Source organism: Morganella sp. HMSC11D09 (assembly GCF_001807955.1).
GTDB lineage: Bacteria > Pseudomonadota > Gammaproteobacteria > Enterobacterales > Enterobacteriaceae > Morganella > Morganella morganii.
This window is the reverse complement of the sequence record NZ_KV791684.1, coordinates 194,312-220,089: the sequence shown is the minus strand read 5'-3', so window position 1 is coordinate 220,089 and position 25,778 is coordinate 194,312. Positions and strand designations below refer to the sequence as shown.

The 25,778-nt window shown below is 53.0% G+C and carries 23 protein-coding genes; 4 read left to right on the top strand and 19 right to left on the bottom strand.

The window, feature by feature from the left end:
* Nucleotides 1-1,046: 1,046 nt before the first annotated feature.
* The 10 genes from HMPREF3119_RS08840 to kbaZ form a co-directional block, all read right to left on the bottom strand.
* Entirely contained in the window at nucleotides 1,047-2,219 is a 1,173-nt protein-coding gene (locus tag HMPREF3119_RS08840; RefSeq protein WP_049247191.1) for a MalY/PatB family protein, read from the bottom strand.
* A gap of 12 nt (nucleotides 2,220-2,231) precedes the next feature.
* Nucleotides 2,232-3,803, bottom strand: coding sequence for a maltose/glucose-specific PTS transporter subunit IIBC (gene malX, locus HMPREF3119_RS08835; RefSeq protein ID WP_004237705.1), 1,572 nt, complete (start codon nucleotides 3,801-3,803; stop codon nucleotides 2,232-2,234).
* Nucleotides 3,804-3,943: 140 nt separating this feature from the next.
* Entirely contained in the window at nucleotides 3,944-4,801 is an 858-nt protein-coding gene (gene kbaY, locus HMPREF3119_RS08830; RefSeq protein ID WP_004237706.1) for a tagatose-bisphosphate aldolase subunit KbaY, read from the bottom strand.
* Between the two features lie 2 nt (nucleotides 4,802-4,803).
* Complete coding sequence (locus HMPREF3119_RS08825) at nucleotides 4,804-5,970, bottom strand: SIS domain-containing protein (RefSeq protein WP_070579396.1); 1,167 nt, start codon at nucleotides 5,968-5,970, stop codon at nucleotides 4,804-4,806.
* Between the two features lie 283 nt (nucleotides 5,971-6,253).
* Nucleotides 6,254-7,393 (bottom strand): N-acetylglucosamine-6-phosphate deacetylase, encoded by a 1,140-nt coding sequence (gene nagA, locus HMPREF3119_RS08820; RefSeq protein ID WP_032098346.1) that lies wholly within the window; start codon nucleotides 7,391-7,393, stop codon nucleotides 6,254-6,256.
* Nucleotides 7,390-7,824: a PTS galactosamine/N-acetylgalactosamine transporter subunit IIA gene (agaF, locus tag HMPREF3119_RS08815; protein WP_004240974.1), complete on the bottom strand. Its 435-nt coding sequence runs from the start codon at nucleotides 7,822-7,824 to the stop codon at nucleotides 7,390-7,392. The genes nagA and agaF overlap by 4 nt, the downstream gene beginning before the upstream one ends.
* 15 nt (nucleotides 7,825-7,839) lie before the next feature.
* Nucleotides 7,840-8,715 carry a PTS N-acetylgalactosamine transporter subunit IID gene (gene agaE / locus HMPREF3119_RS08810; protein ID WP_004237712.1) on the bottom strand — a complete coding sequence of 292 codons (876 nt, stop codon included), beginning with the start codon at nucleotides 8,713-8,715 and terminating at the stop codon, nucleotides 7,840-7,842.
* A complete protein-coding gene (gene agaW, locus HMPREF3119_RS08805) occupies nucleotides 8,705-9,484 on the bottom strand; it encodes a PTS N-acetylgalactosamine transporter subunit IIC (RefSeq protein WP_070579393.1) in 780 nt (259 codons plus the stop codon). Before agaW ends, agaE begins: the two co-directional genes overlap by 11 nt.
* A 10-nt stretch (nucleotides 9,485-9,494) precedes the next feature.
* Nucleotides 9,495-9,968, bottom strand: a complete 474-nt coding sequence (gene agaV / locus HMPREF3119_RS08800; RefSeq protein ID WP_004237714.1) for a PTS N-acetylgalactosamine transporter subunit IIB — start codon at nucleotides 9,966-9,968, stop codon at nucleotides 9,495-9,497.
* On the bottom strand, nucleotides 9,950-11,272 hold the full coding sequence (gene kbaZ / locus HMPREF3119_RS08795; protein ID WP_036415537.1) for a tagatose-bisphosphate aldolase subunit KbaZ: 1,323 nt from the start codon (nucleotides 11,270-11,272) through the stop codon (nucleotides 9,950-9,952). Before kbaZ ends, agaV begins: the two co-directional genes overlap by 19 nt.
* Nucleotides 11,273-11,531: 259 nt before the next feature.
* On the opposite strand from kbaZ, the gene HMPREF3119_RS08790 reads away from it, so the two are divergent.
* Nucleotides 11,532-12,341, top strand: coding sequence for a DeoR family transcriptional regulator (locus HMPREF3119_RS08790; protein WP_032098344.1), 810 nt, complete (start codon nucleotides 11,532-11,534; stop codon nucleotides 12,339-12,341).
* 114 nt (nucleotides 12,342-12,455) lie between these two features.
* On the opposite strand, the gene HMPREF3119_RS08785 is transcribed toward HMPREF3119_RS08790, so the two are convergent.
* From HMPREF3119_RS08785 to HMPREF3119_RS08775, 3 genes are all read right to left on the bottom strand, one after another.
* Nucleotides 12,456-12,710 carry a colicin E3-like toxin immunity protein gene (locus HMPREF3119_RS08785; RefSeq protein WP_004240967.1) on the bottom strand — a complete coding sequence of 85 codons (255 nt, stop codon included), beginning with the start codon at nucleotides 12,708-12,710 and terminating at the stop codon, nucleotides 12,456-12,458.
* A gap of 12 nt (nucleotides 12,711-12,722) precedes the next feature.
* Nucleotides 12,723-13,751, bottom strand: a complete 1,029-nt coding sequence (locus HMPREF3119_RS18785; RefSeq protein WP_071592738.1) for a colicin E3/pyocin S6 family cytotoxin — start codon at nucleotides 13,749-13,751, stop codon at nucleotides 12,723-12,725.
* 432 nt (nucleotides 13,752-14,183) lie between these two features.
* Entirely contained in the window at nucleotides 14,184-15,833 is a 1,650-nt protein-coding gene (locus HMPREF3119_RS08775; RefSeq protein WP_070579390.1) for an alpha-keto acid decarboxylase family protein, read from the bottom strand.
* Nucleotides 15,834-15,970: 137 nt separating this feature from the next.
* Here HMPREF3119_RS08775 and HMPREF3119_RS08770 point away from each other — a divergent pair, with 137 nt between their 5' ends.
* Nucleotides 15,971-16,885: a LysR family transcriptional regulator gene (locus HMPREF3119_RS08770; RefSeq protein WP_004237722.1), complete on the top strand. Its 915-nt coding sequence runs from the start codon at nucleotides 15,971-15,973 to the stop codon at nucleotides 16,883-16,885.
* A 282-nt stretch (nucleotides 16,886-17,167) separates the two neighbouring features.
* Here the strand turns inward: HMPREF3119_RS08770 and HMPREF3119_RS19375 are convergent, their stop codons facing one another.
* From HMPREF3119_RS19375 to HMPREF3119_RS08740, 6 genes are all read right to left on the bottom strand, one after another.
* Complete coding sequence (locus HMPREF3119_RS19375) at nucleotides 17,168-17,374, bottom strand: DUF2786 domain-containing protein (RefSeq protein ID WP_163628269.1); 207 nt, start codon at nucleotides 17,372-17,374, stop codon at nucleotides 17,168-17,170.
* A 206-nt stretch (nucleotides 17,375-17,580) separates the two neighbouring features.
* Nucleotides 17,581-18,543, bottom strand: a complete 963-nt coding sequence (locus HMPREF3119_RS08760) for a substrate-binding domain-containing protein (protein WP_246829264.1) — start codon at nucleotides 18,541-18,543, stop codon at nucleotides 17,581-17,583.
* A 158-nt stretch (nucleotides 18,544-18,701) separates the two neighbouring features.
* Nucleotides 18,702-19,742, bottom strand: coding sequence for an ABC transporter permease (locus HMPREF3119_RS08755; protein WP_004237724.1), 1,041 nt, complete (start codon nucleotides 19,740-19,742; stop codon nucleotides 18,702-18,704).
* Nucleotides 19,743-19,782: 40 nt separating this feature from the next.
* Nucleotides 19,783-21,282: a sugar ABC transporter ATP-binding protein gene (locus HMPREF3119_RS08750; RefSeq protein ID WP_070579381.1), complete on the bottom strand. Its 1,500-nt coding sequence runs from the start codon at nucleotides 21,280-21,282 to the stop codon at nucleotides 19,783-19,785.
* Entirely contained in the window at nucleotides 21,279-22,790 is a 1,512-nt protein-coding gene (xylB, locus tag HMPREF3119_RS08745) for a xylulokinase (RefSeq protein ID WP_070579377.1), read from the bottom strand. Before xylB ends, HMPREF3119_RS08750 begins: the two co-directional genes overlap by 4 nt.
* Before the next feature lie 3 nt (nucleotides 22,791-22,793).
* Nucleotides 22,794-23,831: an NAD(P)-dependent alcohol dehydrogenase gene (locus HMPREF3119_RS08740; RefSeq protein ID WP_070579373.1), complete on the bottom strand. Its 1,038-nt coding sequence runs from the start codon at nucleotides 23,829-23,831 to the stop codon at nucleotides 22,794-22,796.
* A 211-nt stretch (nucleotides 23,832-24,042) separates the two neighbouring features.
* Here HMPREF3119_RS08740 and HMPREF3119_RS08735 point away from each other — a divergent pair, with 211 nt between their 5' ends.
* Together HMPREF3119_RS08735 and HMPREF3119_RS08730 are read left to right on the top strand one after the other, a co-directional pair.
* Complete coding sequence (locus tag HMPREF3119_RS08735; protein ID WP_004237728.1) at nucleotides 24,043-24,588, top strand: D-lyxose/D-mannose family sugar isomerase; 546 nt, start codon at nucleotides 24,043-24,045, stop codon at nucleotides 24,586-24,588.
* Between the two features lie 112 nt (nucleotides 24,589-24,700).
* Nucleotides 24,701-25,702 (top strand): LacI family DNA-binding transcriptional regulator, encoded by a 1,002-nt coding sequence (locus tag HMPREF3119_RS08730; protein ID WP_004237729.1) that lies wholly within the window; start codon nucleotides 24,701-24,703, stop codon nucleotides 25,700-25,702.
* Nucleotides 25,703-25,778 lie beyond the last annotated feature (76 nt).

Below are 25,778 nucleotides of genomic sequence, written 5' to 3'. Positions count from 1 at the left end.
GTATAGTCAGGTTATAAATATGATTTTTATAATCAATGTGTTGTATGTATTTTGATGAAATTGCGGATTATTCATGAGATGAGTATTATCCTAAAAATACGGCAGTATCATATAAAATAATTTGGCCTTAAATTTTATCAAAATAATCATATGACATGATCGTCCGGATTTTTTGTCTGTTTGTATCAATAACGCGGTGTTTTATTGTGTGTTTGCATAGTTCATCATTTTTTTATGTCATAAACAAAAGAAGAAATACTAATAAAAGGAATGAAGGTGAAAAATCAAGCTATTTACGCATAAAGCTAATCCATTTCTTATTGACGATATATTTTATGATGATAATTTTTAACTTCAATAGGGACTGAGTTATGTTTATTTTCTTTCTGGTAAATATATTCCTTGTTTTAAACTGAGCATTTTCTTATTGGTCTTTGTGTTTTTTAAATGTAAATTGAAATTGTGTTTACGTTATTATTCTCAGTTTTAATTAAGTATCGGGATGTTGTTTTATAACTCACGCCCGGCGTGAACTGTAAATTAATCTTCAGATATCTCACTGAAAATATTAAAAAATGCAGTTATTACAGATGTTTCTTATAACCGGAGTGTTATAAGTTAATATGCCCGCAAGGATGCGAATATAACCTGACTGACTCGTTATTATCTTAAAAAAATAAAGGAATTATTTTTTAATGATTTAGCGGGATAACGGATATATCCCGCGGGGACATAAACGGATGTTACCGGACAAGGTTGCCCGGTGTAAACGGACTTACCACACGGATGTATTATCAGGGAGCCTGTGTTTTATCATCACAGGTAATAAAAGGATTTACCCCGGGAAGGGAACGGTAAAAGGAATTTACCGTTACAAGGAAGTAAGAGCGGACAGGTGTCATGCCCCGATGCTCTGATGAAAACGGACTTTCACTGCAGTGCGCATGACAAATCAGAGCAGTTAAGTATTGTCAGTACAAGGTAAAACATCGGTAATTATGGCGACCCTGTTGACGGAATACAGCAAGGTCGCCAATTTTTTTCTGTTACCGGGCGTTTTTCAGACGATTTACCGCTTCCGCCAGCAGTGCGCGCGGCGTACCGAAGTTAATCCGCAGATACTGTTCACCATCCGCCACATAATGACTACCGTCCTCAACCACCACGCCGGTCTGCCGGGCATAATCCAGTGTCAGTTCCGTCGCTGTGCGTCCGGTGGCGCTGATATTCACCCAGGCGAGGTAAGAGGATTCCGGCTGCATCATCTGCCAGTCCGGGAAATGCTCCGCAACGGCCTGTGTCAGATAATCCGCATTGCCTCTCAGGTAGCGGTTCAGCTCATCCAGCCAGTCAGTGCTGTTGTTGTAAGCCTCAATAATGCCCCATACCCCGAACAGATTAGGTGAGGTAATGGAATTTTTCTCCAGCTGACGGCGGAACTGTGCCCGCAGTGCCGGGTCGGGAATGATGCTGTAAGAGGTTTTCAGCCCGCCGAGGTTAAAGGCTTTGTTCGGTGAGGTCAGGAGGATCAGATTCTCCGGCGCTGCACATCCCGGGCGCAGACAGCCGGTGAAGCTGCCGTACAGCACATGTTCCGCATGCACTTCATCAATCACCAGCAGCACACCGTATTGCAGACACAAATCCGAGACCTGTTTTATTTCCGCCGCCGTCCAGATACGGCCGGACGGATTGTGCGGCGAGCAGAACAGCCAGACTTTCGGCCGGTGTTCGCGCATCTGCGCCTCAATATGGTCAAAATCAAGGTGATAGCGGTTATCCCGCGCCACCAGCGGATTGGTCAGCACAGTAACATTTTGCCGGGTCACGGCATGGGCGAACGGATCATACACCGGTGTATTCATCATCACACAGTCGCCCGGCTGACAGAATGCCTGCACCAGATAGTGCAGGGTGGAAACCGTACCGTAACTGAGTGTCACCCACTCCCGCAGAACCGTGACCTGATGGCGCTCTGCCTGGAAGCGGACCACCGCATCGTAAAATTCATCAAAGCACCAGGTGTAGCCGAAGGTACCGTGCTGTGCCACCTGCGTGAACCGCTCAATCACCGCCGGCGGGGATTTGAAATCCATATCCGCTATCCACAGCGGAATGAAGTCCTGCGGGACCTCCCCGAAGCGGGAACAGACATACTGATGATCCCATTTCCGGCAGCGGTCACTTTTGCGCTCAATTATTTCATCAAAATCGTACATGCTCAGTTCCTGTTAAATTAAAGCTTCAATGCCGGATTTCACACTCTGCACCTGCGGGCCGATAATCACCTGCACACTGTGGGCATCCAGTACCACCACAGAGAGGGCACCGGCTTCCTTCAGGGTTTTCTGATCCACCTTGTCCATATCTTTCACCACCAGACGCAGACGGGTGATACAGTTATCCAGCGAATCAATATTCTCTTTGCCGCCGAGTGCGGTGAGGATCAGGTTGTGATCGTATTTGGCTTTGCCGCGTGCTTTTGTATTGGCTTTCACTGCCTGTTCAGCGCCGTCAGCGGCATCTTCACGGCCCGGCGTTTTGACATCATGCTTCAGAATGTACCAGCGGAAGACAAAGAAGTAGATAGCGAACCAGATAATCCCGACCGGGAACACCAGATACCATTTGGTGGCCGTTCCCTGCATGATGCCGAAGATCAGCAGATCGAGAATCCCGCCATCGGTGTTTCCGATTGTCACGCCGAGCAGTGCCATCACCAGCAGGGCAAGGCCGGACATAATAATGTGGAAGATATAGAGCACCGGTGCGATAAACAGGAACAGGAACTCAATCGGCTCGGAAATCCCGGTCACGACGGAAACCAGTACCCCGGACAGTAATAACCCTTTGATCACCGGACGGTTCTCCGGTTTTGCGGTGCGGTAGATAGCATAAGCGACCGCAGGCAGACCAAAGATAAAGGTCGGCATAAAACCCTGTGACAGGAACGCGGTGACATGCGGGCTGAACGGCAGACCGGCTTTCAGTTCGGCATAGAAAATATTCAGTGCCCCGGCGACTTCATAACCGTCAACAAATTCCGTGCCCCCGGCCGGGGTAAAGCGCACCATCGCCAGCAGAATATGATGCAGCCCGAACGGCTTGAGCAGCAGCACGCCGACACCGTACAGGAACGGGCCGAAAACATCTGTGCTCTGAATAATATGGCCGATCCCGGCAATGCCCATAGCGACATATTTCCACAGGAACGGGATCGCGAGGCCAACCAGTGACAGTGTCAGCGCGGTGATAATCGGCACAAAACGGATGCCGCCGAAAAACGCGAAAGCATCATGCAGAACGGTATCCTGGAACCGCTCATGCAGGAAATAGGTGATAACACCGACCACAATCCCGCCCAGCACGCCCATTTCGAGTGTCTGGATCCCCAGTACCACCGACTGCCCGACCTGCTTCATCATCGCCGGGTCGGCAAGCTGGTGGGTGACGGTCAGGTAATAGTTGATGCTCATGTTCATCAGCATATAGCCGACAAACCCGGCAAAGGCGCCGACCGCTTTGTTACGGTTCGCCAGTCCGAACGGAATAGCCATGGCAAACATCACCGGCAGATAGGTAAAGGCAAAGCCGCCGACCATCGCCATAAAGCCGAAGGTCAGCTGAACAAATTCATTACCGAGAAACGGAAAACTGCTGATAGCGGAAGGACTGGTGACCGAACTGCCTATCCCGAGTAATAACCCCATGAATGCCAGTAACGAGACGGGAAACATAAAGGTTTTCCCGAGACTTTGAAAAAATTCCCAGAGTTTGGATTTAAACGACTTTTCCTGCGACATCGTAGAGTACTCCTCAGCTTCTTTATAATTTATTGGTTAAGGGGTGTTACGGGACAGTATTTTTTATTGTTGTTTTTTTTATTATTTTTTCGCAGATGAAAAAGGCGGCACTGCGGGGGAACACAGTACCGCCTGACGGGTTACAGAAGCTGACCTTCCGCACCACAGACCCTGATTTTATCGCGGACCACCGCTTTCATGGCATCCATACCGACCCGCATGTAATAGCGCGGATCATTGCCGTCCGGATTCTCTGCAAACCAGGCACGGACTGCCCCGGCAAACGCGATTTTCAGCTCGGTGGCGACATTGACTTTACACACCCCCAGCTCAATAGTGCGGCGGACATCCGCATCCGGCACATCACTCGCGCCGTGCAGTACCAGCGGGATATCCGTAATGCTGCGGATTTTTTCCAGCCGGGCAAAATCAATTTTCGGACGGCTGGTATACAGGCCGTGAGCGGTACCGATAGCCACCGCCAGGCTGTCGATGCCGGTCAGTTGTGCAAAACGGCGCGCTTCATCCGGGGAGGTCAGAAAGGCACTTTCCGCATCCACATCCATATCATCCTCAACGCCGCCGAGACGGCCGAGTTCCGCTTCCACACTGCAATCCTGACTGTGACAGAAATCCACCACGGATTTGACCAGCGCGACATTCTCCTCAAACGGAAAATGACTGCCGTCGATCATGGCACTGCGCACGCCCTGGCCGACTTTGGTGCGGATATCGTCAAGAGTTTCGTGGTGGTCAAGATGCAGCGCGACCGGCATGGAAAACGAGCGGGAATAGGCGTCACACAGTGCATAAATTTCCGGGAAGCTGATGTGTTTAAAGGTGCCCGGCGTGCCCGCCAGAATCACCGGTGCACGCAGTTCCGCACAGGCTTCCAGAATGGCCTGAATAGTTTCGGCGTTATGGATATTAAACGCCGGAACCGCATAGCCATTGGCCTGTGCATGTGTGAGCAGATATTTGGTTGAGATGATCCCCATGATTACGCTCCTGTGTTCTGGTTATTGAAGGGGTGAATAATCACGCCCTGAACAACGCGGTTAACGGTGCCGCTGGCAGACGGGGTATCCGGTGTGATCCCGGTTCTGACAGACTGACTGAGGGCAAATAACTGTGCATACGGCAGGAAACAGAACAGCAGTTCTGTATCACTGAGGGCATCACCGGCAGGCAGATAGCAGTGTGTCCCAGCGCTGATGGCGTCATCCGGCAGATCGGCTATTGCGACCACCTGTTTGGCGATCCGGTCACGGCGCAGTTCGGCCAGCAAATCCAAATCATACTGACGGGTGTAAGGCTGGTTTGAGATGTACACAACCACCAGAGTGTCGCCGTCGACCAGAGATTTCGGGCCGTGGCGGAAGCCGGTCGGCGTGTCATAAAAGGCGGCGATTTGCCCGGCGGTCAGTTCCAGCAGTTTGAGAGCGGATTCCCGCGCCAGTCCCTGGAAGCTGCCGCTGCCGAGGTAAACCACGCGTTTAAACGAATCATTACCCGGCAGGATTTGTCCGCAGTTTCCGTGAGCGGCGAGAATATCCCGCGCCCGCTGCGCCACAACGGCAAAACGGTCTGTGCTGAACGTCTGCGGGGCGAGGGCGGCGAGACAGCTGCACATCATTGAAGTGATGCTGCTGGTCATGGCAAAGGCTTTGTCATTGGTCTGCGGCGGCATCAGCAGAGCAAAACCGTTATCACTTCCCTGTACACGCTGATACAGATGCCCCTCTTTATTACAGGTGATCACCAGATGAGAGCAGCGGGCAACACACTGATTAGCGAGGTCAAACGCGGCAACACTTTCCGGGCTGTTACCGGAACGGGCAAAGGAGACCAGCAGCACCGGCTGTTGCTCAGGCAGATAATCCGCCGGATTGGTGACGATATCGGTTGTCGGGATCGCAGTGACGCTTTTGCCGGTCAGGCGGCGCAGTACGGGGGAAATCATCTCACCGATAAAGGCGGAAGTTCCGGCACCGGTCAGAATGATGCACAGGTTGTCCTGAGCCAGCAGCGGTGCCAGAAAAGCATCCAGCTGTGCGCGTTGTGAGTCGATTGAGTGTAATGCACTCATCCAGCAATCAGGTTGCTGGCGGATCTCCGTTTCCGTCCAGGTGGAATAGCGGGGTGTGGCAGAAAGAGGGTCGTGCATAGCTTCATCCTTTACATGACGTTCAGCCGAAAGTGAAATGAATCAAAAGATCACCTGATCTATCATTACCTTTCAGTTGGTTTCGTTTTGAGGTTTCATTTCAATTTACAGGAAGGAAAACGAAGGATCAATGCAGTAATGAAAAGAAAACGAAAAGTGTGATTTGCGCCACAAGTGAAATGATTAAGCTATTGTTTATTAGTAAGTTATGTAAAAGTACCCGGTGGATAAACATAAGGAAAAGAAAGGCGCGGAGAGATCCGCACCTCAGAATGAAAGGAAATCAGCGTACCGGTTGTCCGTGGATCCAGGTTTGTGTTACCCGCCAGTCACTGTTCAGGTTATTGAAATGCGCCCGTTTTCCCGCCGAGATACTGCCGTGTGTCGCGGTGATCCCCAGCAGTTGTGCCGGTTGCAGGGACGCCATGCGGATGGCGGTTTCCGGCAGCGTGCCGGTATCATTAATCATCCGGCTGACCGCGTCATCCAGTGCCAGGGTGCTGCCCGCCAGGCCGCCGGAGGCCGTCCGGACAATGCCTGCTTTCATCGTGACATCATGGCCGCAGATATCATAAATGCCGTCCGGCTGCCCGGCTGCCCGCATGGCATCGGTGATCAGCACCGTGCGGTGTGCGGCGCACTGACAGACAATCCGCATCACAGCCGGGTGGACATGATGCCCGTCAGCGATAAGTTCCAGCCAGGCACGCGGGTCGGATAATCCTGCTCCTGCCATGCCCGGTTCGCGGTGATGCAGGCCGGTCATGCCGTTGAAACAGTGAACCAGCCCGTCAGCTCCGGCATCGAGAGCCGCCAGAGTCTGCTCATAGGTGGCGGCACTGTGGCCGAGCATCACATTCAGCCCGCGCCGTTTCAGATGACGGATGGCATTCAGCGCCTCCGGTTTTTCCGGTGCCAGCGCGACCACTTTCAGTGTGCCTGCCGCATCGGTAATCAGCGTGTCCAGCTCGCTGATCTGTAATTCACGGAACAGCTCCGGTGAGTGTGCGCCTTTATTCTGCGGCGTGAAATACGGCCCTTCCAGATAACTGCCTAGCACTTCCGCCACCGGCTCTGCGGTGGTCTGCTGCTGACAGTAACGGGCGATCCGCCCGAGGGTGCTGCGCAGATCCGGCAGCGGGGCGGTCACCGTGGTGGCGAGCCACGCGGCGACCCCTTGTTGTGCTTTGAAAGCGGCAATGGTTTTCAGCGCCTGCGGATTATCATCCATCACATCCATACCCTGTCCGCCGTGAACATGGGTATCGATGTAGGCGGGGCAGAGTTGCTCCGCATCAAACTGTGTTTCTTTTGCCGCCAGCGGCGTGATGGCGGTAATGATGCCGTCTGACACCGCCACCGCCTGGTTTTCCCGCCAGCCGTATTCTGTCAGCACACGACGGGCGCGGATTTGCTGAATCATATGCCTTCGTCCTCAGTTTCACAGCAGCGTTCGCGCTGTAACTCGTCTGTCAGGCTGGTTAATCCGCGGTGACCGCAGGCCAGTGCTTCGCGGCGGAACTCCGCCGGAGAGAGCGAATCCCGCTCCAGCGCCATTTCCAGCAGCAACTGCAGATTGGTGCCGGTGATCACTTCGCGGTCTTCCCGGCCCTGTGACAGGGTGGCCGCCACGCGGAACGGCGTACCGCCGAGAATATCGGTCAGGAAAATCACACTGTCACAGTGTGACATCAGCGCCAGTGCGGCTTCCAGTTCCTGTGTCAGGCGGGCGGTGGTGGATTCCGCCGGAAAATCAACCGCCGCGAAATCCTCCTGTTCCCCGATAATCTGTAACATGGCTTTTTCCAGTCCGGAGGCAAAGCCCCCGTGACCACATAAAATAATTCCCGGCATCAGTGACTCCTTTTATCACAGGAAATGGGCGAATTTACCGATAATACCCAGCGCCACGGTCAGTACAATCAGGCGCAGCGGGCTCCAGCCACGGCGTACCAGCCAGAACATTGACAGGGTGTATACCAGCGGCAGGAAAGCAGGCATCAGCTTATCAATCACATCACTCTGCAATTTCACCACCGCATCACCGGCGGTAATCTCCAGTGTGGTTGAGAGCCGCACATAAGTGGCCACCAGCGCGCCGATCACGGTCATCCCGACAATCGAAGCCGCATGGCCGACTTTTTTGGTATTGGCTTTGATAAGCGGGATGGCGGCAACCCCCATCCGGTAAGCATAGTGCGCCAGGCCGAAACGCAGTCCGAAATGGACAACGTTAAACATCACCAGGAACACCACAGCACCGAGAATTGAGCCCTGTAATGCGAGGCTGGCACCGATACCGCCGCAGATAGGCAGCAGGGTCAGCCAGAACATGGCATCACCGATCCCGCCCAGCGGCGCACCCACCGCAATTTTGGTGCTCTGGATGCTGTTTACATCCTGTTTGGAGCGTTCCATTGCCAGGATGATGCCGATAACAAAGGTCACCAGGAAAGGGTGGGTATTGAAGAATCCCATATGGCCTTTCATGGAGCGTGCCAGATCACGCGGATTGGTGTGGATTTTTTTCAGTGCGGGCAGTAAACCGTACAGCCAGCCCGCCGCCTGCATCCGCTCATAGTTAAAGGAGGCCTGTAACAGCAGGGAGCGCCACGCGACCCGGTTGATATCTTTGCGGGTCAGTTCCGCGCCGGTGCTCTGATCTTCATACACGTTCTGGTTACAGTCTGCCGGCAGTAAGGTTTCCGCTTCTGCGGCAGATGAATGATTTTTTTCAGATGCCATCTTCAAATTCCTCGTGTGACGGTTGTGCCGGTTCGCTTTCTGCCGGTTTGCGGGCGAAATCGATCATTGCCATCGCCAGTGCGGCGGCAGCGATTGCCAGAACCGGCAGCTGAAGCCAGGCCGCGCCGACAAATCCCAGAATAAAATAAGGAATGTAGGCATTTTTCATCATGATTTTCAGCAGAACGGCAAACCCGATGGCAGGCATAATGCCGCCCGCGACACCCAGTCCGTCAATTAAGCGGGCAGGGAGTACATCAATCAGGGTTTTGGCGTGATCCGCCCCGAAATAGATCGGAAGGAAGGCACAGAGAAAATAGAACGTACCGAGCGCCAGCAGGGCAAGGTAGTTGATGCGCTCAATCCCCCGGGTATCGGCATTGGCAGCCATTTTGTCACAGCGCGACATCACACCGGACATGACCGAGAACAGGAAGGTGATCCCCATCTGCACTGCCACGGCAAACGGCACTGCAACACCGACCGCCACTTCCGGTTTGACCCCGGTGGAGATAGCAAAGGCAGTCCCGACAATGGTACCGATAATCACGTTCGGCGGTTGGGCACCGGCCAGCGGCGCGAGTCCCATCCAGACCAGCTCCAGTGTCCCGCCGGTCAGGATCCCGGTATTGAGATCACCGAGGATCAGACCAACCACCGGCCCCAGCACCACCGGACGGTGAATGTGGGTGAGCCCGTTAAACAGATCCAATCCGGCAATAAAGGCTACCAGCCCGAGAGCGATAGCTTGTAACAGACTGATTTCCATACATGTATCCTCAGAGCAGTTTAAACAGATCCTGCGCCGGTTCTGTCGGTACGCCCTGGATATAACAGGCGACACCGGCCTCGTTAAGCCCGCGGAATGCGGCGATATCCGCCTCATCCACAGACACAGTTTTGGCAATCTGACGCTTGCCTTCGGTATAGTGAATATTGCCGACGTTAATGCGTTCCACCGGAACGCCGCCTTTCACCAGAGTCAGAAAATCTGCCGGGGTTTTGCAGACCAGCAGAATTTTCTGGCGGTCAGCAGCTTTATGAATATTGTCGATCACTTTCTGGAGCGGCCAGAAACGCACGGCAATCCCTTCCGTCAGCACCATTTCCATCAGGTTTTGCTGCAGCGGATCTTCCGCCACCTCATCATTGGCGACCAGCACCAGGTTGGCACCGGCAAATCCCACCCACTGGACACCAACCTGTCCGTGGATTAACCGTTCATCAATACGACTTAACACAATATTTGGCATGGCTGTTTCTCGCTCTTATCGGCAGGCATGGTTTTACAGGCATCGTGATAGTGACGCAGCACAGTCTGAATGTGTGCGATGATTAACTCTTCCGGTGCGGCGGAGATCGTTCCGGCACGTACCAGCGGATACTGTAACGGCAGATACTGGCTGATCAGCGGCAGCGGGATCGCCGTTTCTGTCAGGTTTTCCAGCAGACGGGTCACTGCCGCGCTGATGGTCTCATCCGGCCAGTAATAGCGGATGCGATCGGAATAGCTGTAGCTGCGGGCAAGACGGCGGGTCTGCTCATCACCGGTGTAATAACTCTGCCAGTAGCCCGGTTGTTTCAGCATGACATCTTCCAGCACCTGACGCAGCCCGGAACGTACTGCCGGAGCAACCAGCTCATCCTCTATACCGGCGAGGGCATACAGTGCTTCACGCAGGGCGAAGGTCAGACCGGGACCGACTTTCAGAATCGCAAAGTGATCGTCAACTAATTGACTGAGTGCATGCGGGGTCTGGTAATCCGTGGAGTGCGCCTCGTACACCAGATGGTCATGATGTGTGACCATCTCACTCAGGGCGCGGGCTTTTTCCGGGCGGTAATCAATAACATTATTATGATCAAATTCCACCCCCGGCTGTACCACCAGCCCGGTAATGCGCGGCCAGATATCCGTGAGCTGATGCCGCGCAAATGCGTCCTGATGTGCGGCGATAGTGGCGGATGCAGCCTGCGGCGTGGTAACCGCCAGCTCATTCAGCTCTTCGTGAGCCCCGCCCGGCACCGGCACTTCCGTACCAATCACATACACCAGGTCGCGGACGCCGAAATGTTTCTCACAGGTTTCCTCGGCAATTACCGCCAGGCGTGCGGCGCGCTGTGCGACTATTTCATCCGTCAGCGGCACCGGATCACCGGCACAGGACATACTGCAGTCGAGGTGAATCTTTTTGAACCCGGCAGCAACATAAGTGCGGATCAGCTCATCGGCTTTTGTCATGGCGTCTTCAGCCGGCTCATTCTGCCAGCGGTTCGGCCCGAGGTGGTCGCCGCCGAGGATCAGATTTTCACGGGGAAAGTGATGTTCATCAGCCAGCTTCCACATAAAATCACGGAAGTCAGCCGGTGTCATGCCGGTATAACCGCCGAACTGATCCACCTGATTGGAAGTTGCTTCAACCAGTAACGGCGTTTGTTGTTCACGGGCAAAACATACCGCTGCTTTCAGAACATACGGATGGGCGGAACAGACAGCATAAATCCCTGTTTTCTCACCCCGTTTGTGACGGGCAACGATATCAGTTAAAAGTTTCACTTTCCTCTCCTTACAGCCGGATGTGGTTTGTTTTTGTTTCGATGTCTGAATAACATACTGCTATACAGAAAAAAGAAAACAAAATGAAAGGTTGTGAAATCCAGATCTTCATCACAAAAGAAATATAATGAAAGGATTAATTCCTGAGTCATCCGGTGTTCACCCTTTTTATGGGCTTGCATTCCGGACAAAGAAAAGCGTTAATATGCCAAACGAAATGAAACGAAAGATTTTTCAAATGAATGTTAAGGATAAAATCATGAACAGTCCGGATGCCGGGACGGATAACCGGGTGATGGGAACGAGCGGGCGGCGTGAGCATATCATCCAGCTTTTGCGCACCCACGGCAGTGTTCAGGTGAATGAGCTGTCGCAGCAGTTTCACGTTTCCACAGTGACTATCCGCAATGACCTCGCCTTCCTCGAAAAACAGGGGATCGCGGTGCGTGCCTATGGCGGTGCGCTGATTTGTGAGGGGGTTTCACCGGTCAGCGAGCCGTCGCTGGAGGATAAAAGTACCCGCCACACCACTATCAAACGCAATATTGCGGCGGTGGCCGCCGAGCTTATCCGGCCGGGGCTGCGTGTGATTCTGGACTCCGGTACCACGACGTATGAGATTGCTCGTCAGCTGCGCCACCATCAGGATACGATTGTGATGACCAACGGCATGAATGTGGCGAATGCCCTTCTGGAAGCACCGGGCGTGGAGCTGCTGATGACCGGTGGTCAGCTGCGTCGTCAGTCGCTCTCTTTTTACGGCGATCAGGCGGAGCAGTCATTGCAGAATTATCACTTTGATATGCTGTTTCTCGGGGTGGATGCGATTGATCTGGAGCGCGGCATCAGCACGCATAATGAAGATGAGGCACGGCTCAACCGGCGGATGTGTGAAGTGGCCGGACACATTGTGGTGGTGACGGATTCCAGTAAATTTAACAGTTCCAGTCTGCATAAAATAATCGATACCCAGCGTATTGATACCATTATTACTGATGACGGTATTCCGGAAGCGAGCCTGACAGGGTTACGCCGGATCGGCACAGAAGTGATTCTGGTGAAGGGATAAGAAAAAACAGTGGTGTATCTGTTCACATACTTTCTGTGTTGTTGTGAATGAATACCCGCGACTCATTTGTGAGTGGCGGGTATTCGCCTTCATTTCATCACTGATGGTAATTAATTACCAGTTATCCCGGTAAGCAAATGCCACCTGATAATCGTATTTACCCAGATCAATTTTATGTTTAAGGTGATTCTGAAGATAAGGCACCCACGCGGAAATAACATCAAACCAACCGTTATTAATGATATTTTCTGTCGGGTTGACTGTCTGAGTAATCACAGTGTCGTCATCCCCTAAATCTACTGAATATTCCTTATCAATAAAGTCTTCCGTTTTTTTATCAAACCATTGTAAATGTACTTTCAATCCCATGATGTTATCTCCTTATAAATATTTTTTGATATTACGTTCCGGATCAGCGGGTTTCAGTTGTTTGCCCGTTTTCGGGTCAAATGCTCCAAGATGCTGGCCGTCACTGGCTCTATACCCCTCCAGCTCACCGTGCTGATAGTCCCACTCGTAGATTTTACGGCCTTTATCCCCAACCCAGCGTGCGCGTTTACCTGCACCACCTTGTTTAGGCGTTTTCTTTTTACCTGGTTTTAATTCCCCCAACCCTTTAATTTCTTCAACATCTGGTTCAGGGTGGTAACTATGACCTTTATCCTTAACACCCTGACGTTTTTTTTCTTCTTCCGCTTTTTTAGCCTCAACATAAGGCTTTACCTGCCACTCCTTCCGCGTCACCGAAATATAAACCGGCTGATAATCATCGCCGAAAACAATAAACGCATGATGGGTTTTTCCGCTGTCCGGCTGAGGAAGATAATGCTCTGCGGCCGGAAGTTCCACACTTTTTGAGGGGGGAACCTGCTTACCTGATGGTGACACCATTCTTATCCGCAGCGGCTTCATACCCGGGACAACCTCTGCGGTATACACATTCGGTTTCTTCGTTTTTTGTGCCGTGATGACCGGAATATCCGTATTTTCCGCCATTGTGAGTGCAACCGTGTGCTCCTGCTTAACGGCATCCACCACACCCTGTGCCACAACCATTGCGGGAACCGTTTTTTGTCCCCTGATGTCTGCCGGTTTTACCGTGGTGACCAGTTCAGACGGCAGCGTGACAACCATATCCGCCTGCCTCATATCGACAAGTTTCGCACGGTTTAAATCAATAAGGGGTCCGGCACCCTGATATAATTCAGCGTTCCCCATTTTAGTCGGCCACAATAATGCGGCAATACCGGTTATCCGCCCCGCCAGGGGTAATGTATCTCTCAGTCCTGCCAGCAGAGCACTGAAATCGAAAGACTGAATCCAGGATGCAATGGTTGCGGCCAGAGTGCCGTTAACCGGAAAAATTAATGCACTCCGGCCGACTGCTGCGGCACTGCTGAGATAGACCATCCGCTCCGGTTCCCTGCGTGCTTCATCGAGATATTCTTTCAGGATGGACGGGCGGTTGCGACCGGGATACTGGAATACGTTAAAATTATCAATAGACGGCCACTCTTCACTCTCACAAGGGGTGCTGTATACAGTAACTTTAATATGGGGCGTACCGTCTGAAGGGTCATGCTTATCTGACATTAAAAGCTCCTTTTTTATTTAAAAATCCGTTTAATTCGCTATGTCTGTAACCTGTTAAATCTACTGCGAGCCTCACCACTAATAGTATCAAAGTAATTCCGGGGGTAACTTATTTTATATAGTTATCATGTGATTAAATTTTGTTTTATGTTTTTTGCAGATAGGGCTGAACGCCAATAAAGCCGTATGTGAGAAAAACGGGTTTTAATATCCGGATGCCTCGGGGGCTGCATCCGGATCACCGGAGAGTTAAAACGAGTACAGTGTTGCTACTGATTCACCGAGTTTTTTTGCCAGATCGGATGCGGCATAGCGCTCCGTAATGATTTCAATATATGCGGCGCGGTCACCGGTTTCCGCTTCCCGGATTGCCTCATCCAGCTCCGCGCAGGTGGTAACGCGGCGGCAATACCAGTTATCGCATCCCAGCGCCTGCGGCAGTTGTGCGTAACGCCACTGCGGCAGGTCGTTATAAACGGCTTCCGGGTCTTTGCACAGCAGGCGCTCAATGAGATAGCCGTCATTATTCAGCACGAAAATAAGTGGTTTCAGACCAAAACGGCCAAACTGGCTGATTTCCTGGGCAGTCAGCTGGTGTGAGCCTTCCCCGGTGATCAGAATCAATCTGTGATCAGGCGCCGCGATGGCGGCTCCAACGGCCGCAGGTGTTGCCCAGCCGATTGATCCCCATAACGTCTGGTTATGGAATTGCGCCCCTTCCGGCAGCAGTGCAAAGCCAAGCCCCATTGAAACCGTACCGGTTTCGGCGATGATAATGTCGTCTTTTCTGAACAATTGCTCAAAACGGGGATACAGATACGGCGGGGTAATATTACCGGAAGCGTCAGCTACCGGTTTACCCAGCCCGGTTGCTGCCGGAATATGACATTCTCTGTGCGGAAGTCCGGCGATCAGGGCGGGAAGCAGATCCCGCATATACACATTCTGCCAGATTTTTGCGCCGACCCGGACATGATCCGCCATAATGCTGATCAGCTTTTCCGGTGCGATATCAGCAGTAAAACTGCCGGTGTTAAAGTCTGTCATCACCGCTCCGATACCCAGCACACAGTCACTGTTTTCAACAAATTCCCTGACCTGCGGATTCATCAGATGACCGTTATACATCCCGGCGTAATGCGGGTCGGATTCACTGATGATGGCTTTATCCATAAACATGGTGGCGTATGGCAGCCCGGTCTGACGGATAAGCGCCTGTACGTCATCAATCAGTCCGGAACGTGCGGCCAGCATGCCCGGCAGGATACAGGCGGACGGGCTGTCCGCCAGTTTTGCCCTGATCGCGGCAACCGCTTCAGTGAGCGCGGTTTTGTCACTGACCGGTTGTGCCGGTGCGGTAAGGTGTTCCGGTATCTGAACCGGCTGTGTGGCGTAATCAAACGGGAAACCCATATAGACCGGACGGCGCTCGCGCAGAGCGGCAGCAATCAGGCGTTCTGTCTCCGCCACACAGTTCTCCGGGGTCATTATGGCGTGGGCACAGGAAAGGCGCTGCCCCAGTTCACAGAACAGGCTGAAATTGCCATCGCCCAGGGTGTGATGCACCAGGCGGCCACTCTTTTGTACACCACTGGCAGGCATGCCGACCAGATGAAAAACCGGCAGGTTTTCCGCATACGAACCGGCAATACCGTTGATCGCGCTTAATTCACCCACGCCGAACGTGGTGGAAAGCGCCGCGGCGCCCTTGATACGCGCGTAGCCATCTGCGGCATAGGCGGCGTTCAGTTCGTTACAGTTACCAATCCAGCGTTGTGTGTTACCGTCGCAGACCGCATCTTCAATGGGGAACGCAAAATCTCCCGCGACACCGAAAACATCGGTGATGCCCAAATCTGCCAGACGGCTTAAAACATGCTCAATTACGCTTTTTGTCATTGTTATCTTCTCCGATCACACCGTTTATTCAGAACGAACCACGTGTTATGACGATCATTTCTAGTGGTTCTGCGGTATAAATGGAAATGGTATATAATCATCAGTGTGATAACTTTTTGTTATAGGACAGCAGAAACATGGATATACGCGCACTCCGCTACTTTACAGAGGTGGTTCAGTACAAAGGATTCAGCCGGGCGGCAGAGGCGTTGTTTGTCACGCAACCCGCCATCAGCCGCAGTATTCAGAAGCTGGAGCACGAACTGGGATTTCCGTTACTGGTCCGTGATACCGGCGGAGTGACGCTGACCGATGAAGGGGCGATTCTGTATGAGCACGCGCGACGGATTCTGGTGCAGTTTCAGTGTATGAACAAAGCATTACAGGATAAATCCGGCCCGCTGACCGGCACACTGAATGTGGGATTACCGCCGGTTATCGCCTCGACCTGGTTTGCCGGGATCATCATGGCGTTTACGTCCCGCCATCCGCAGGTGGAACTGAAGATTTTCGAACTGGGCACGAAACAGATGGCCGAAGCGATGACCGACGGTACGGTGGAAACCGCTGCGGTGATGCTGCCGTTTGATGAGCAGCTGTTTGAGCTGCACCGTTTCGCCACCGACCGGCTGATGCTGCTGGTGAATCATCAGCACCCGCTGGCGGCAAAAAAACAGGTGAGCTTTGCGGAGATTATCCGCGAGCCGTTTGTGTTTTTCTCCGAAGCGTTCCGGATAAACGACCTGGTGCGCAGCGCGTGCGGGATTTACAGCACGGAACCGGTGGTAGCAGGACGGAGCAATCACCTTGATCTGATCCTTGCGATGGTCAGGGCGGGGGTGGGGATCACGCTGCTGCCGGACAGCATGTGGCGTGAACGCACGGCTGATGGTCTGGTACTGCTGCCGGTGACCGACCCGGTGCTCTCCTACGATCTGGCACTGGCCGGTGTGCGCGGCGGGTATCAGAGCCGCAGCTGCCGTGCGTGGAATGCACTGGCGATGGAAATACTCGGTATTCCGTATGTAACCGGTGCCGGCCATTTACTGTAAATACAGTATATAAACCACAAATAACAGAAGGATGGTGAAAATCAGTGCCGGGCCGGTGAAGTGTAATCTGACCGGGCGCGGCTCCTCTTCCGGCGGACGGTGCGGCCGGAGTATCATGAACGGATTGCTGTGCCCTGCGTTTTTCCGGTTCGTGCAGTGCCTGCTGCTCCCGCTCTCGCTGCCGTTTCCGTTGCTGCTGCTCCGCCACTTTCTGAAACTCCCGCAGCCGCTGTTTTTCCTGTTGTTTCAGTCGTGTCATTTCGCGGTGCCGCTCTTCCGGGGTCAGCGGGCGCGGTGGTGTTTTTCTGCGGGGAGAGGGGGCGGGGGAGACGGTTCTGCGGAATAGATATCAGACAGTTCAGGGTGGTATTTTTTCATAAATATCCGCGTTTTTGAAAAGGCGTTCGCGGCTTCATTCTCATTACCGGCATTTTCGGCAAGAGACATCAGCTTTCTGACTTTTTCAACCACCTTTTCTCTGTCATCCATTATTTCACATCGCACATTTATCCGGCAGATAAGCCTATCATACGGTGAATTAATCAGAGGGGAAGGATGAATACGGCGTTGCGGGATATTCAGCGGTTCATGCCGCTTTCCGGACATGACTTTTTTGAATTGTGTATAAAACGGCCTGACCAGGGGAAATTGCGGATAAAAAAACGCCGCCTTCATAAGAAGACGGCGGAGTGTATTTATTTACGGGCATCCAGTAACTGCTGCGCGTTTTCTTTGGTGACCTGAGTCCACGGAATCGCGTAACGTTTGTCTTTACCGTCATTCCATTTCAGCTGGTCAGCATACTGAACCCAGATTTTGGACTGCGGCTCGTATTTGTCACCTTTGACTGCTTTCATCGCCAGGTCGATAGAGCCCTGCATCTGTGCGTTAGCGTCCTGGAGGATGGAGACCATTTCGCCTTCCTGAACAGAGCGGATAGCATCAGACACGCCGTCAACACCGGCAATGGAGAAATCATTCACATTCAGACCGGCAGATTTGATTGCTTCGATCGCACCCAGTGCCATTTCGTCGTTCTGTGCAATAACACCATCGATTTTACCACGGTGTTTCTGTAACCAGTTTTCCATCAGCGGCATCGCTTCTGCGCGTGACCAGTTAGCCGTTTTGCGCTCCAGCACTTTCACTTTACCCGGACCACATTCTGCGATCGCTTTGTCATTACCTTCGCCGCGCTGAATTTCACCGCTGCCGCCTTTCGGCCCTTCGATAATAACCACGTTACCTTCACAGTTCATTTTTTCCAGAACCGCTTTGGCTTCCATATAACCGCCGAGGACGTCATCAGACACCACTTCTGCGGTCATTTTGTCGGTGTTCAGACGGGCGTTGGTGACGATAACCGGGATTTTGGCGTCATTTGCCATAGTGACCACGTCGATATTCGCTTCATAATCCATCGGGTTGATAATGATAGCGTCGGCTTTGGTCTGGATTGCGGTTTCCGCCTGGTTGTTCTGAACCATCGGATCATAACGGCCATCATAAACTGTGATGATCGCTTCACCGTTTTTCACAGCCGGATGCTCTTTTGCGGATTTTTCCATTAACTGGACAAATTCAGCTTTCATGCCGTACATCAGAACGGCAATTTTCACCGGATTGTCCTGTGCCGCAAATGCCTGTCCGCCCATCATCAGGGCTGTCAGTGCAGCGATTTTGGTCAGTTTTTTCATGGTCATTCCTTCATTGTGTAGGGTATTGTTTTTTTGCTGTTGTAATAGTCTTTTACGCGTCATCCTTCAGCCTGTGGCGGTGTTGGCCTTAAACTGAAAGAATCCGCGCGGTACTGCCATCAGTCACGGCGTTGCTTACGTGACGGATCCAAAAGTACGGCGATAACAATTAATGCGCCTTTGATAATCTGCTGGTAGTACGACTGCACGCCCAGCAGGTCGAGACCGTTATTCATCACACCGATAATTAACACGCCGAACAGGGTGCCGACTAACGTCCCCACACCACCGGCCATACTGGTGCCGCCGATAACCACCGCAGCGATTGCATCCAGCTCGTAGGCGCTGCCTGCACTGGTCTGTGCTGACCCGGTACGGGCAGTCAGAATCAGCCCGGCAATACCGGCTAACGCGCCACACAGGGTATAAACCAGCACTTTAATTTTAATCACGCTGATACCGGAGGTTCTGGCGCTTTTCGGGTTGCCGCCGACGGCATACACATAACGGCCGAAGGTGGTTTTATTGAGTAAAATCCAGGCCAGAATAAAGATAACCGCCAGGATCACCACCGGTACCGGGATATCCAGAATATAGCCGTTACCCAGCCAGCGGAAATCACTGTTGAGCTGGGAAACCGGGTTACCGTCAGTGGTCAGCAGGGTCAGACCGCGTGCCGCAGACAGCATCCCCATGGTGACGATAAACGGCTGAAGGTTGAATTTCGCCAGGATAGTCCCGTTGAGCAGACCACAAATGATACCGATGCCGAGTGCGATAATCATCGGGATCATCACGGCATTAGCAGTATCACCGATAGCCAGTCCGGTGTTGCTGGTGGCAAACCGCGCCGCCACAATCCCGCTCAGTGCCAGCACCGAACCGACAGAGAGGTCAACACCGGCGGTGATAATGACGAAGGTCATCCCGATGGCGAGAATACCGTTGATGGAAATCTGACGCAGGATAATCAGCATGTTGTCCTGACTCAGAAAGTAGTTATTGGTCCATTCGCCGCGGGCGACCTGAACTTCACCGACAACCGCCACAATCAGACACAGCACAAAGAACGCCAGAATAATGCCGTATTTGTGCATGTTTTTCTTGTTACGGGCGATAAATGAGACCCCTGGTGCGGGTGCAGTATTTGTTGTAGTCATGGTCACTTCTCTTTATTCATGCATACGTTGGCGGGTGAGATCACACCGCAAGTTTCATTAAATCAGTCTGGGTGGCAGTGGCGGCGGTCAGCCCTCCGGCGATCCGTCCGTCACGGAAAACAATAATCCTGTCACTCATCCCGATAATCTCCGACAGCTCAGAAGAGACCATCACAATGCCTTTGCCCTGTAAGGCGAACTCAGACATAAACTTATAAATTTCTTTCTTGGCACCGACATCCACGCCGCGTGTCGGCTCATCGAGCAGCATCACATCCGGCTCGATCAGCGCCCAGCGTCCCAGAACCACTTTCTGCTGGTTACCGCCGCTGAGGTTCCCGACCAGCTGATCCGCATCCGGGGTTTTGACATTGAACAGTGTGATCATGTCGTCTGCACGGGCACGCTCTTTGCGGTCATGAATAAAGCCGCCGGTACTGATGGCACCAAATGAGGCGATATTGATATTTTCATTGATGGAGCGGCCCAGCATCAGCCCGGTATCTTTGCGGTCTTCAGTGACATAGGCGATCCCGGCATTAATGGAATCTTTCGGTGTGTGTTTGTCGAGGAAGCGGTCACCAATTTTTATGGTGCCTTTATCGGCGTGTTCGATGCCGAAAATCAGGTCGAGGAACTCAGAACGGCCGGAGCCGACCAGCCCGTAAATTCCCAGGATTTCGCCTTTTTTCAGCGTCAGGCTGATGTCCTGCACCTGGTCATCGCGGGACAGTTCCCGGACTTCCATAATGGTTTCATCTGTCGGCTCGTTAAATTTGGCGAACTCATCTTTGATCTCACGGCCGATAATCAGCTCAATCAGCTTCTCGCGGGTAATATCCGCCAGCGGGCCGTCGGTGATAAAGGTACCGTCACGGAAAATGGTGAAGGTATCGGCTATCTGAAAAATCTCGGACAGGCGGTGTGAGACATAAATAATGCCTTTACCTTTTTCCGTCAGGCGGGTGATGACATCGAAAATCTTCTGCGCATCCTCCTCGCCGATGGCGGAGGTCGGCTCATCCATAATGATGATATCCGCATCCGCGTGGGAGAGGGCTTTGGCGATTTCGACCAGTTGCTGTTCCGCCACACTCAGGTTGCGCATTTTTTCTGACGGGGAGATATCAAAATGCAGGTCGGTCAGCAGTTCAGCGGTCTGCCGGTTGAGCTGTTTAAAATCGACAAACCCGAACCGGCGCGGCTCCCGCCCCAGCCAGATATTTTCCGCCACGGTCAGATCAGGAATGGAACTCAGCTCCTGCTGAACAATGGCGATACCGGCGTGCAGGGCTTCGATCGGCTGATGAAACTCACAGCGTTTGCCTTTGACATAGATTTCCCCCGCATCCGGGCGGATAAAGCCCATCAGGATACTCAGGAACGTGGATTTACCGGCGCCATTCCCGCCGCACAGGGCGTGAATGGAACCTCTTTTCAGTGAAAACTGCGCGTTCTTCAGTGCAACAACCTGACCAAAGGCTTTGCGCACCCCTTCAACCCGCAGTAATTCCTCATTGTCAGCGACAGTGGCTGTCATACGGTGACCTCCGGGTATTCTGATGTCAGTAAAGCAAGGTAGTTCTGATACAGGGACTCATAAACCGCCACATTCGCCGGATCCGGCTGTGTGCGGCTGCTGTCATCCAGTTGCACAAAGCGGTCGCAGAGAGCGGCCAGCTGTGCTTCCGGTGCGCTGTCTGCGCTGAGGGTGTCACACCAGATTGCCTGAACCGCTGCACCCAGCGCTGCCGCTTCCTGGTTGGTGACGCACACCACCGGTGCCGCCATGATATCCGCGACAATCTGACGCCATTTCACGCTGCGGGCACCGCCGCCGGTCAGACGGATCTCACTGGTGGTAATTCCCTGCTGACGGAACAGATCGATACCGAAGCGCAGCCCGTAAGTGGCACTTTCCACCACAGCCAGGCTCAGGTTCTGCGGAGTCAGGTTGCTGCCGTCCATATTGTGAAGGCTGGCGCGGGCTTCGGGTAACTGAGGTACGCGCTCACCATTAAAGAACGGCAGCATAATAAGACCGCCCGCACCGGGTTTACTGCTGTTCAGTGCATCATTAAAGGCCTGAATATCCATGCCTAATAAGGACTGAACCGTAGTGGTGGCGGAGGTGACATTCATGGTGCAAATCAACGGCAGCCAGCCATTGCTGGAGGAGCAGAACCCGGCGATCATCGCGGAATCCGCCACAACCGGTTGTTCCGCAAAGGTAAACAGCGTACCGGAGGTGCCGAGGCTCATCGTAGTGATGCCCGGACGGATATTTCCGGTACCGATGGCGGCCATCATGTTATCGCCGCCGCCGGATGCCACGCGGGTTTCCGGGGAAATACCGAGCTTCGCCGCGATCTCCGGACGAACCGTGCCGATGATTTGCTCTGCGCGCACCAGCGGCGGCAGCGCCTGCCATAAACGGCCTTCCGGATCGATAAGATCAGCGGCGGCCTGATCCCACTCACGGCTGCGGATATTGAGCAGCCCGGTCCCGGAGGCGTCTCCGTACTCGGCACAGGCCTGTCCGGTGAGCCAGAAATTCAGGTAATCGTGCGGCAGCAGTACATAACGCAGCTGTTTCCACAGTTCCGGGTGCTGCTGTTTAAAGCGGATAATTTTTGACACGGTATAGCCGGTCTGCGGCAACACCCCCAGGCGGTCAAGCGCGGCCTGTTCACCGCCCAGTGCATCAATAAACCACTGATTTTCCGCACTGGTCGAGGTATCACACCACAGTTTGGCAGGCGCAAGTACCGTACCGTCATGACTGACCGGCACAAAACCGTGCTGCTGGCCGGAAACGGCGAGGGCGCGGATATCCCGCCCGTCAATTCCGGCGTTTTTGATCGCCTGAGCAAACGCGGTTTGCAGCGCATCAGTCCACCAGACAGCTTCCTGTTCACGGCTCCCGTCTGATTCGCTGATCATCGGGTGAGAGGCCGAGCCCTCACCCAGAATACGCGCGGTCCGGTTATCGGCAATAATGACCTTGGTGCTTTGTGTTCCGCAGTCAATACCGGCATAGAGCGTCATGGTTTACTCCATTTCCAGCACAATTTTCACATCAGTCGCACGGCCTTCGGCTGCACGCTCATAGGCTTCGACACTGTCTTTGAACTTGTAGGTTGCGGACAGCAGCGGAGCCACATTCAGTTTGCCGGAGCTCAGCAGACGGATGGTGCGCGGATACATATTGGCGTAGCGGAAAATAGTTTTGAAGGTCACTTCTTTCGCCTGTGCCGCCACGATATCCAGCGGTGCCGGGTCGATAGGCATGCCGACGAGAACTGCGGTGCCGCCCGGGGCGATATGATCAGAGATGGACGCAATAACCAGTTTCGCGCCGCTGCACTCAAACAGGACGTTCACGCCTTCACCGCCGGTCAGCTCACGGACTTTATCCGCCAGTGCCTGCTGGTCTTTGCTGTTAACCGCGTGCAGGCCCTGATATTTCTCAGCCACTTTCAGTTTTTCATCAAACACATCACAGATGATGACATCGGAACAGCCACCGGCCAGTGCGCACAGCGCGGTAATGATACCAATGGTCCCGGCACCGATAACCAGACCGATATCGCCCGGTTTGATCCCGGCTTTGGTCGCGGACTGCATACCGATTGCCAGCGGCTCAACCATTGCGCCCTGGGCAAAGGAAACGTTATCAGGCAGTTTAAAGGTGAAGGCGGCAGGGTGGATCACGCTTTCACGCAGGCAGCCGTCGATTGGCGGAGTTGCCCAGAAACGGACGGCAGGATCAAGGTTATAGATACCGGCACGGGATTGCGGGGACTGCAGATCCGGAATACCCGGTTCCATGCACACGCGATCGCCGACTTTCAGGTGTTTCACATTTTTACCGGCTGCAGTGATCACACCGGACGCTTCGTGACCCAGCACCATCGGTGCCTCAACCACAAACGGCCCGATACGGCCATGCTGATAATAGTGAACGTCGCTGCCGCAGATACCGACGGTGTGGATTTTAATCTCAACATCGTCGTCGCCAAGTACTTCATTGCTCTGCCAATCCTGAATGGCGATTTTCCCTGCTTTCTCTAATACTAATGCCTTCATGATCATTTCCTTTCATTAAAATGATATCGATATCATTACTATGATGCGGATAATAGAGCAATGTTTATTATAATTATGTGATGATGGTTAAACTTTTATTAAATAAAGTCTGATCTACTCATGTAGTATTCGGCAAAGGGTCTTCCGGGTCACATCTTTGCTATCTGTGACAAGGCTATAATGATAACGATATCATTCAGGAGAGAGGCAGATGAATAAACAGCCGTATATCGCGGAATCACTGGCGGTTCTGGAACAGGCACATATCATTCTGACAGAAGCGGAACAGCAGCATATTGAAATTGCTCACTTTAATCTGCCGGATTATCCCCGCTCGGGCCTGCAACTGCTCACGTACTGCAACAGCCCGCTGTACTGCGCCAAAGAGCTGGTTCTCTTTGCTGACCAGACCTGTCCGGAGCACCGTCATCCGCCGTACAAAGACCGGCCGGGTAAGCAGGAAACTTTCCGCTGCCGCTGGGGCGAGGTGTATCTGTTTGTGGATGATCCTGCGCTGACACTGAATCAGGATGCTCAGGGCAATCCGGTCTGCCGTCCGCCGCAGGGGGATGAGGAATGGTACACCTGTGACCGCTTTATTCTGCTGCGGCCGGGAGAGCAGTACACCATCATGCCGGATACCCGCCACTGGTTTAAAGCCGGACCGCAGGGCGCGGTGGTGTCGGAGTTCTCCACAGAAAACACCGATGAATACGACATTTTTACCGATCCGCGGATAAAAAGACTCGAATGTTAAAAAGTTGTTAGTATCGGTTTAAGTAATAAAAAGCGTGTTTTTCACGTGACTGAATCGATTTAGATGATATTATAATGGTATAAAATGATACGTTGCTGCTAAGGAGAGAAAATTGGCGGAACCCCGGACACAGAAAGTCACACTGGAAAATGTGGCCGCTATTGCGAATGTCAGTAAGATCACCGCATCCCGCGCATTTTCGCAGCCGGATAAGGTTCACCCGGAAACTCTCAGGCGTATTCTCGATGCCGCAGATAAAATCGGTTATGTGGTGAATGCGGCGGCACGCAGCCTGCGCGCGAAATCCTCCCGTACCATCGGTATTGTCAGCCCGGACATGAGCAACCCGTTTTTCGGCGGGCTGGCCAAGCGCATCACCCTGGAAGCCTATAACGCCGGGTATGACACGCTGATGTTTGACTCCTATGAATCACGTGAAAATGAAGCGCGTATCATTGATAAGCTGATTGGTTACAACGTGGATGCCATCATTCTGTCCGTTGTCTCCGCCGAAAGGGTGTATCGCCCGGCGTATATGAAACAGCTGGAACTGCTCAATATTCCGGTGATCCTGGTTGACCGTGAGCTGGATGCCAAGGCATGCAGCGGCGTTTACATCGATAACCTCGACTGCGGATTGCAGGCAGGGCGCTATCTGCTGTCACAAAAAGCGGATAACGTGGTGATTGTATCCGGCCCGGAAGATTCCAATGTGGCCCAGGATCGCGTAACCGGCATGGTGGCCGGTCTGCACGGCCAGGTCAGCAGCGTCAATGTGCTGCATGCGGACTTCCTGATGGATGAAGCCTTTAAAGTCACCGACCATTACCTGAAATACCATCCCGCGCCGGATTATTTTGTCGGCTGTAATAACCAGATCTCACTGGGGATTATCAAAGCCTGTATCCGCCACAATCTGATCCCGCAAAAAGATGTCTCGCTGTTCAGCATCGATGAAGTCTCTCATGCCGATATCTACGGATTCAACTTCCCGTGCATTTCTCATGATCTTCAGGAAATTGCCTGGCAGGCCATCAATATGGCAGTGCGGCGGGCGACGGATCGCAGCGCCCCGGCGAGCAAGGTGGTTGTGCGCGGTCTCCTCAAATCCTGAATCCGCGTCATCCTTCCGCCTGTGGCTGTGTTGGCTTCGTTCGTCCACCCCGGTCACATACTGGTGTATGCTCCCG

Coding starts and splice junctions, on each gene's coding strand:
- kbaY (WP_004237706.1), bottom strand. CDS start 4,801: ATGGGGATCATCTCAACCAAATATCTGCTCACACATGCACAGGCCAAT.
- HMPREF3119_RS08750 (WP_070579381.1), bottom strand. CDS start 21,282: ATGACAGCCACTGTCGCTGACAATGAGGAATTACTGCGGGTTGAAGGG.
- HMPREF3119_RS08755 (WP_004237724.1), bottom strand. CDS start 19,742: ATGACTACAACAAATACTGCACCCGCACCAGGGGTCTCATTTATCGCC.
- HMPREF3119_RS08825 (WP_070579396.1), bottom strand. CDS start 5,970: ATGCACGACCCTCTTTCTGCCACACCCCGCTATTCCACCTGGACGGAA.
- HMPREF3119_RS18785 (WP_071592738.1), bottom strand. CDS start 13,751: ATGGTCTATCTCAGCAGTGCCGCAGCAGTCGGCCGGAGTGCATTAATT.
- HMPREF3119_RS19375 (WP_163628269.1), bottom strand. CDS start 17,374: ATGGATGACAGAGAAAAGGTGGTTGAAAAAGTCAGAAAGCTGATGTCT.
- agaW (WP_070579393.1), bottom strand. CDS start 9,484: ATGGAAATCAGTCTGTTACAAGCTATCGCTCTCGGGCTGGTAGCCTTT.
- agaE (WP_004237712.1), bottom strand. CDS start 8,715: ATGGCATCTGAAAAAAATCATTCATCTGCCGCAGAAGCGGAAACCTTA.
- HMPREF3119_RS08785 (WP_004240967.1), bottom strand. CDS start 12,710: ATGGGATTGAAAGTACATTTACAATGGTTTGATAAAAAAACGGAAGAC.
- malX (WP_004237705.1), bottom strand. CDS start 3,803: ATGTCGCAGGAAAAGTCGTTTAAATCCAAACTCTGGGAATTTTTTCAA.
- HMPREF3119_RS08770 (WP_004237722.1), top strand. CDS start 15,971: ATGGATATACGCGCACTCCGCTACTTTACAGAGGTGGTTCAGTACAAA.
- HMPREF3119_RS08760 (WP_246829264.1), bottom strand. CDS start 18,543: ATGATGGGCGGACAGGCATTTGCGGCACAGGACAATCCGGTGAAAATT.
- HMPREF3119_RS08775 (WP_070579390.1), bottom strand. CDS start 15,833: ATGACAAAAAGCGTAATTGAGCATGTTTTAAGCCGTCTGGCAGATTTG.
- agaV (WP_004237714.1), bottom strand. CDS start 9,968: ATGCCAAATATTGTGTTAAGTCGTATTGATGAACGGTTAATCCACGGA.
- HMPREF3119_RS08790 (WP_032098344.1), top strand. CDS start 11,532: ATGAACAGTCCGGATGCCGGGACGGATAACCGGGTGATGGGAACGAGC.
- HMPREF3119_RS08840 (WP_049247191.1), bottom strand. CDS start 2,219: ATGTACGATTTTGATGAAATAATTGAGCGCAAAAGTGACCGCTGCCGG.
- nagA (WP_032098346.1), bottom strand. CDS start 7,393: ATGATTCAGCAAATCCGCGCCCGTCGTGTGCTGACAGAATACGGCTGG.
- xylB (WP_070579377.1), bottom strand. CDS start 22,790: ATGACGCTCTATGCCGGTATTGACTGCGGAACACAAAGCACCAAGGTC.
- HMPREF3119_RS08735 (WP_004237728.1), top strand. CDS start 24,043: ATGAATAAACAGCCGTATATCGCGGAATCACTGGCGGTTCTGGAACAG.
- HMPREF3119_RS08740 (WP_070579373.1), bottom strand. CDS start 23,831: ATGAAGGCATTAGTATTAGAGAAAGCAGGGAAAATCGCCATTCAGGAT.
- agaF (WP_004240974.1), bottom strand. CDS start 7,824: ATGCCGGGAATTATTTTATGTGGTCACGGGGGCTTTGCCTCCGGACTG.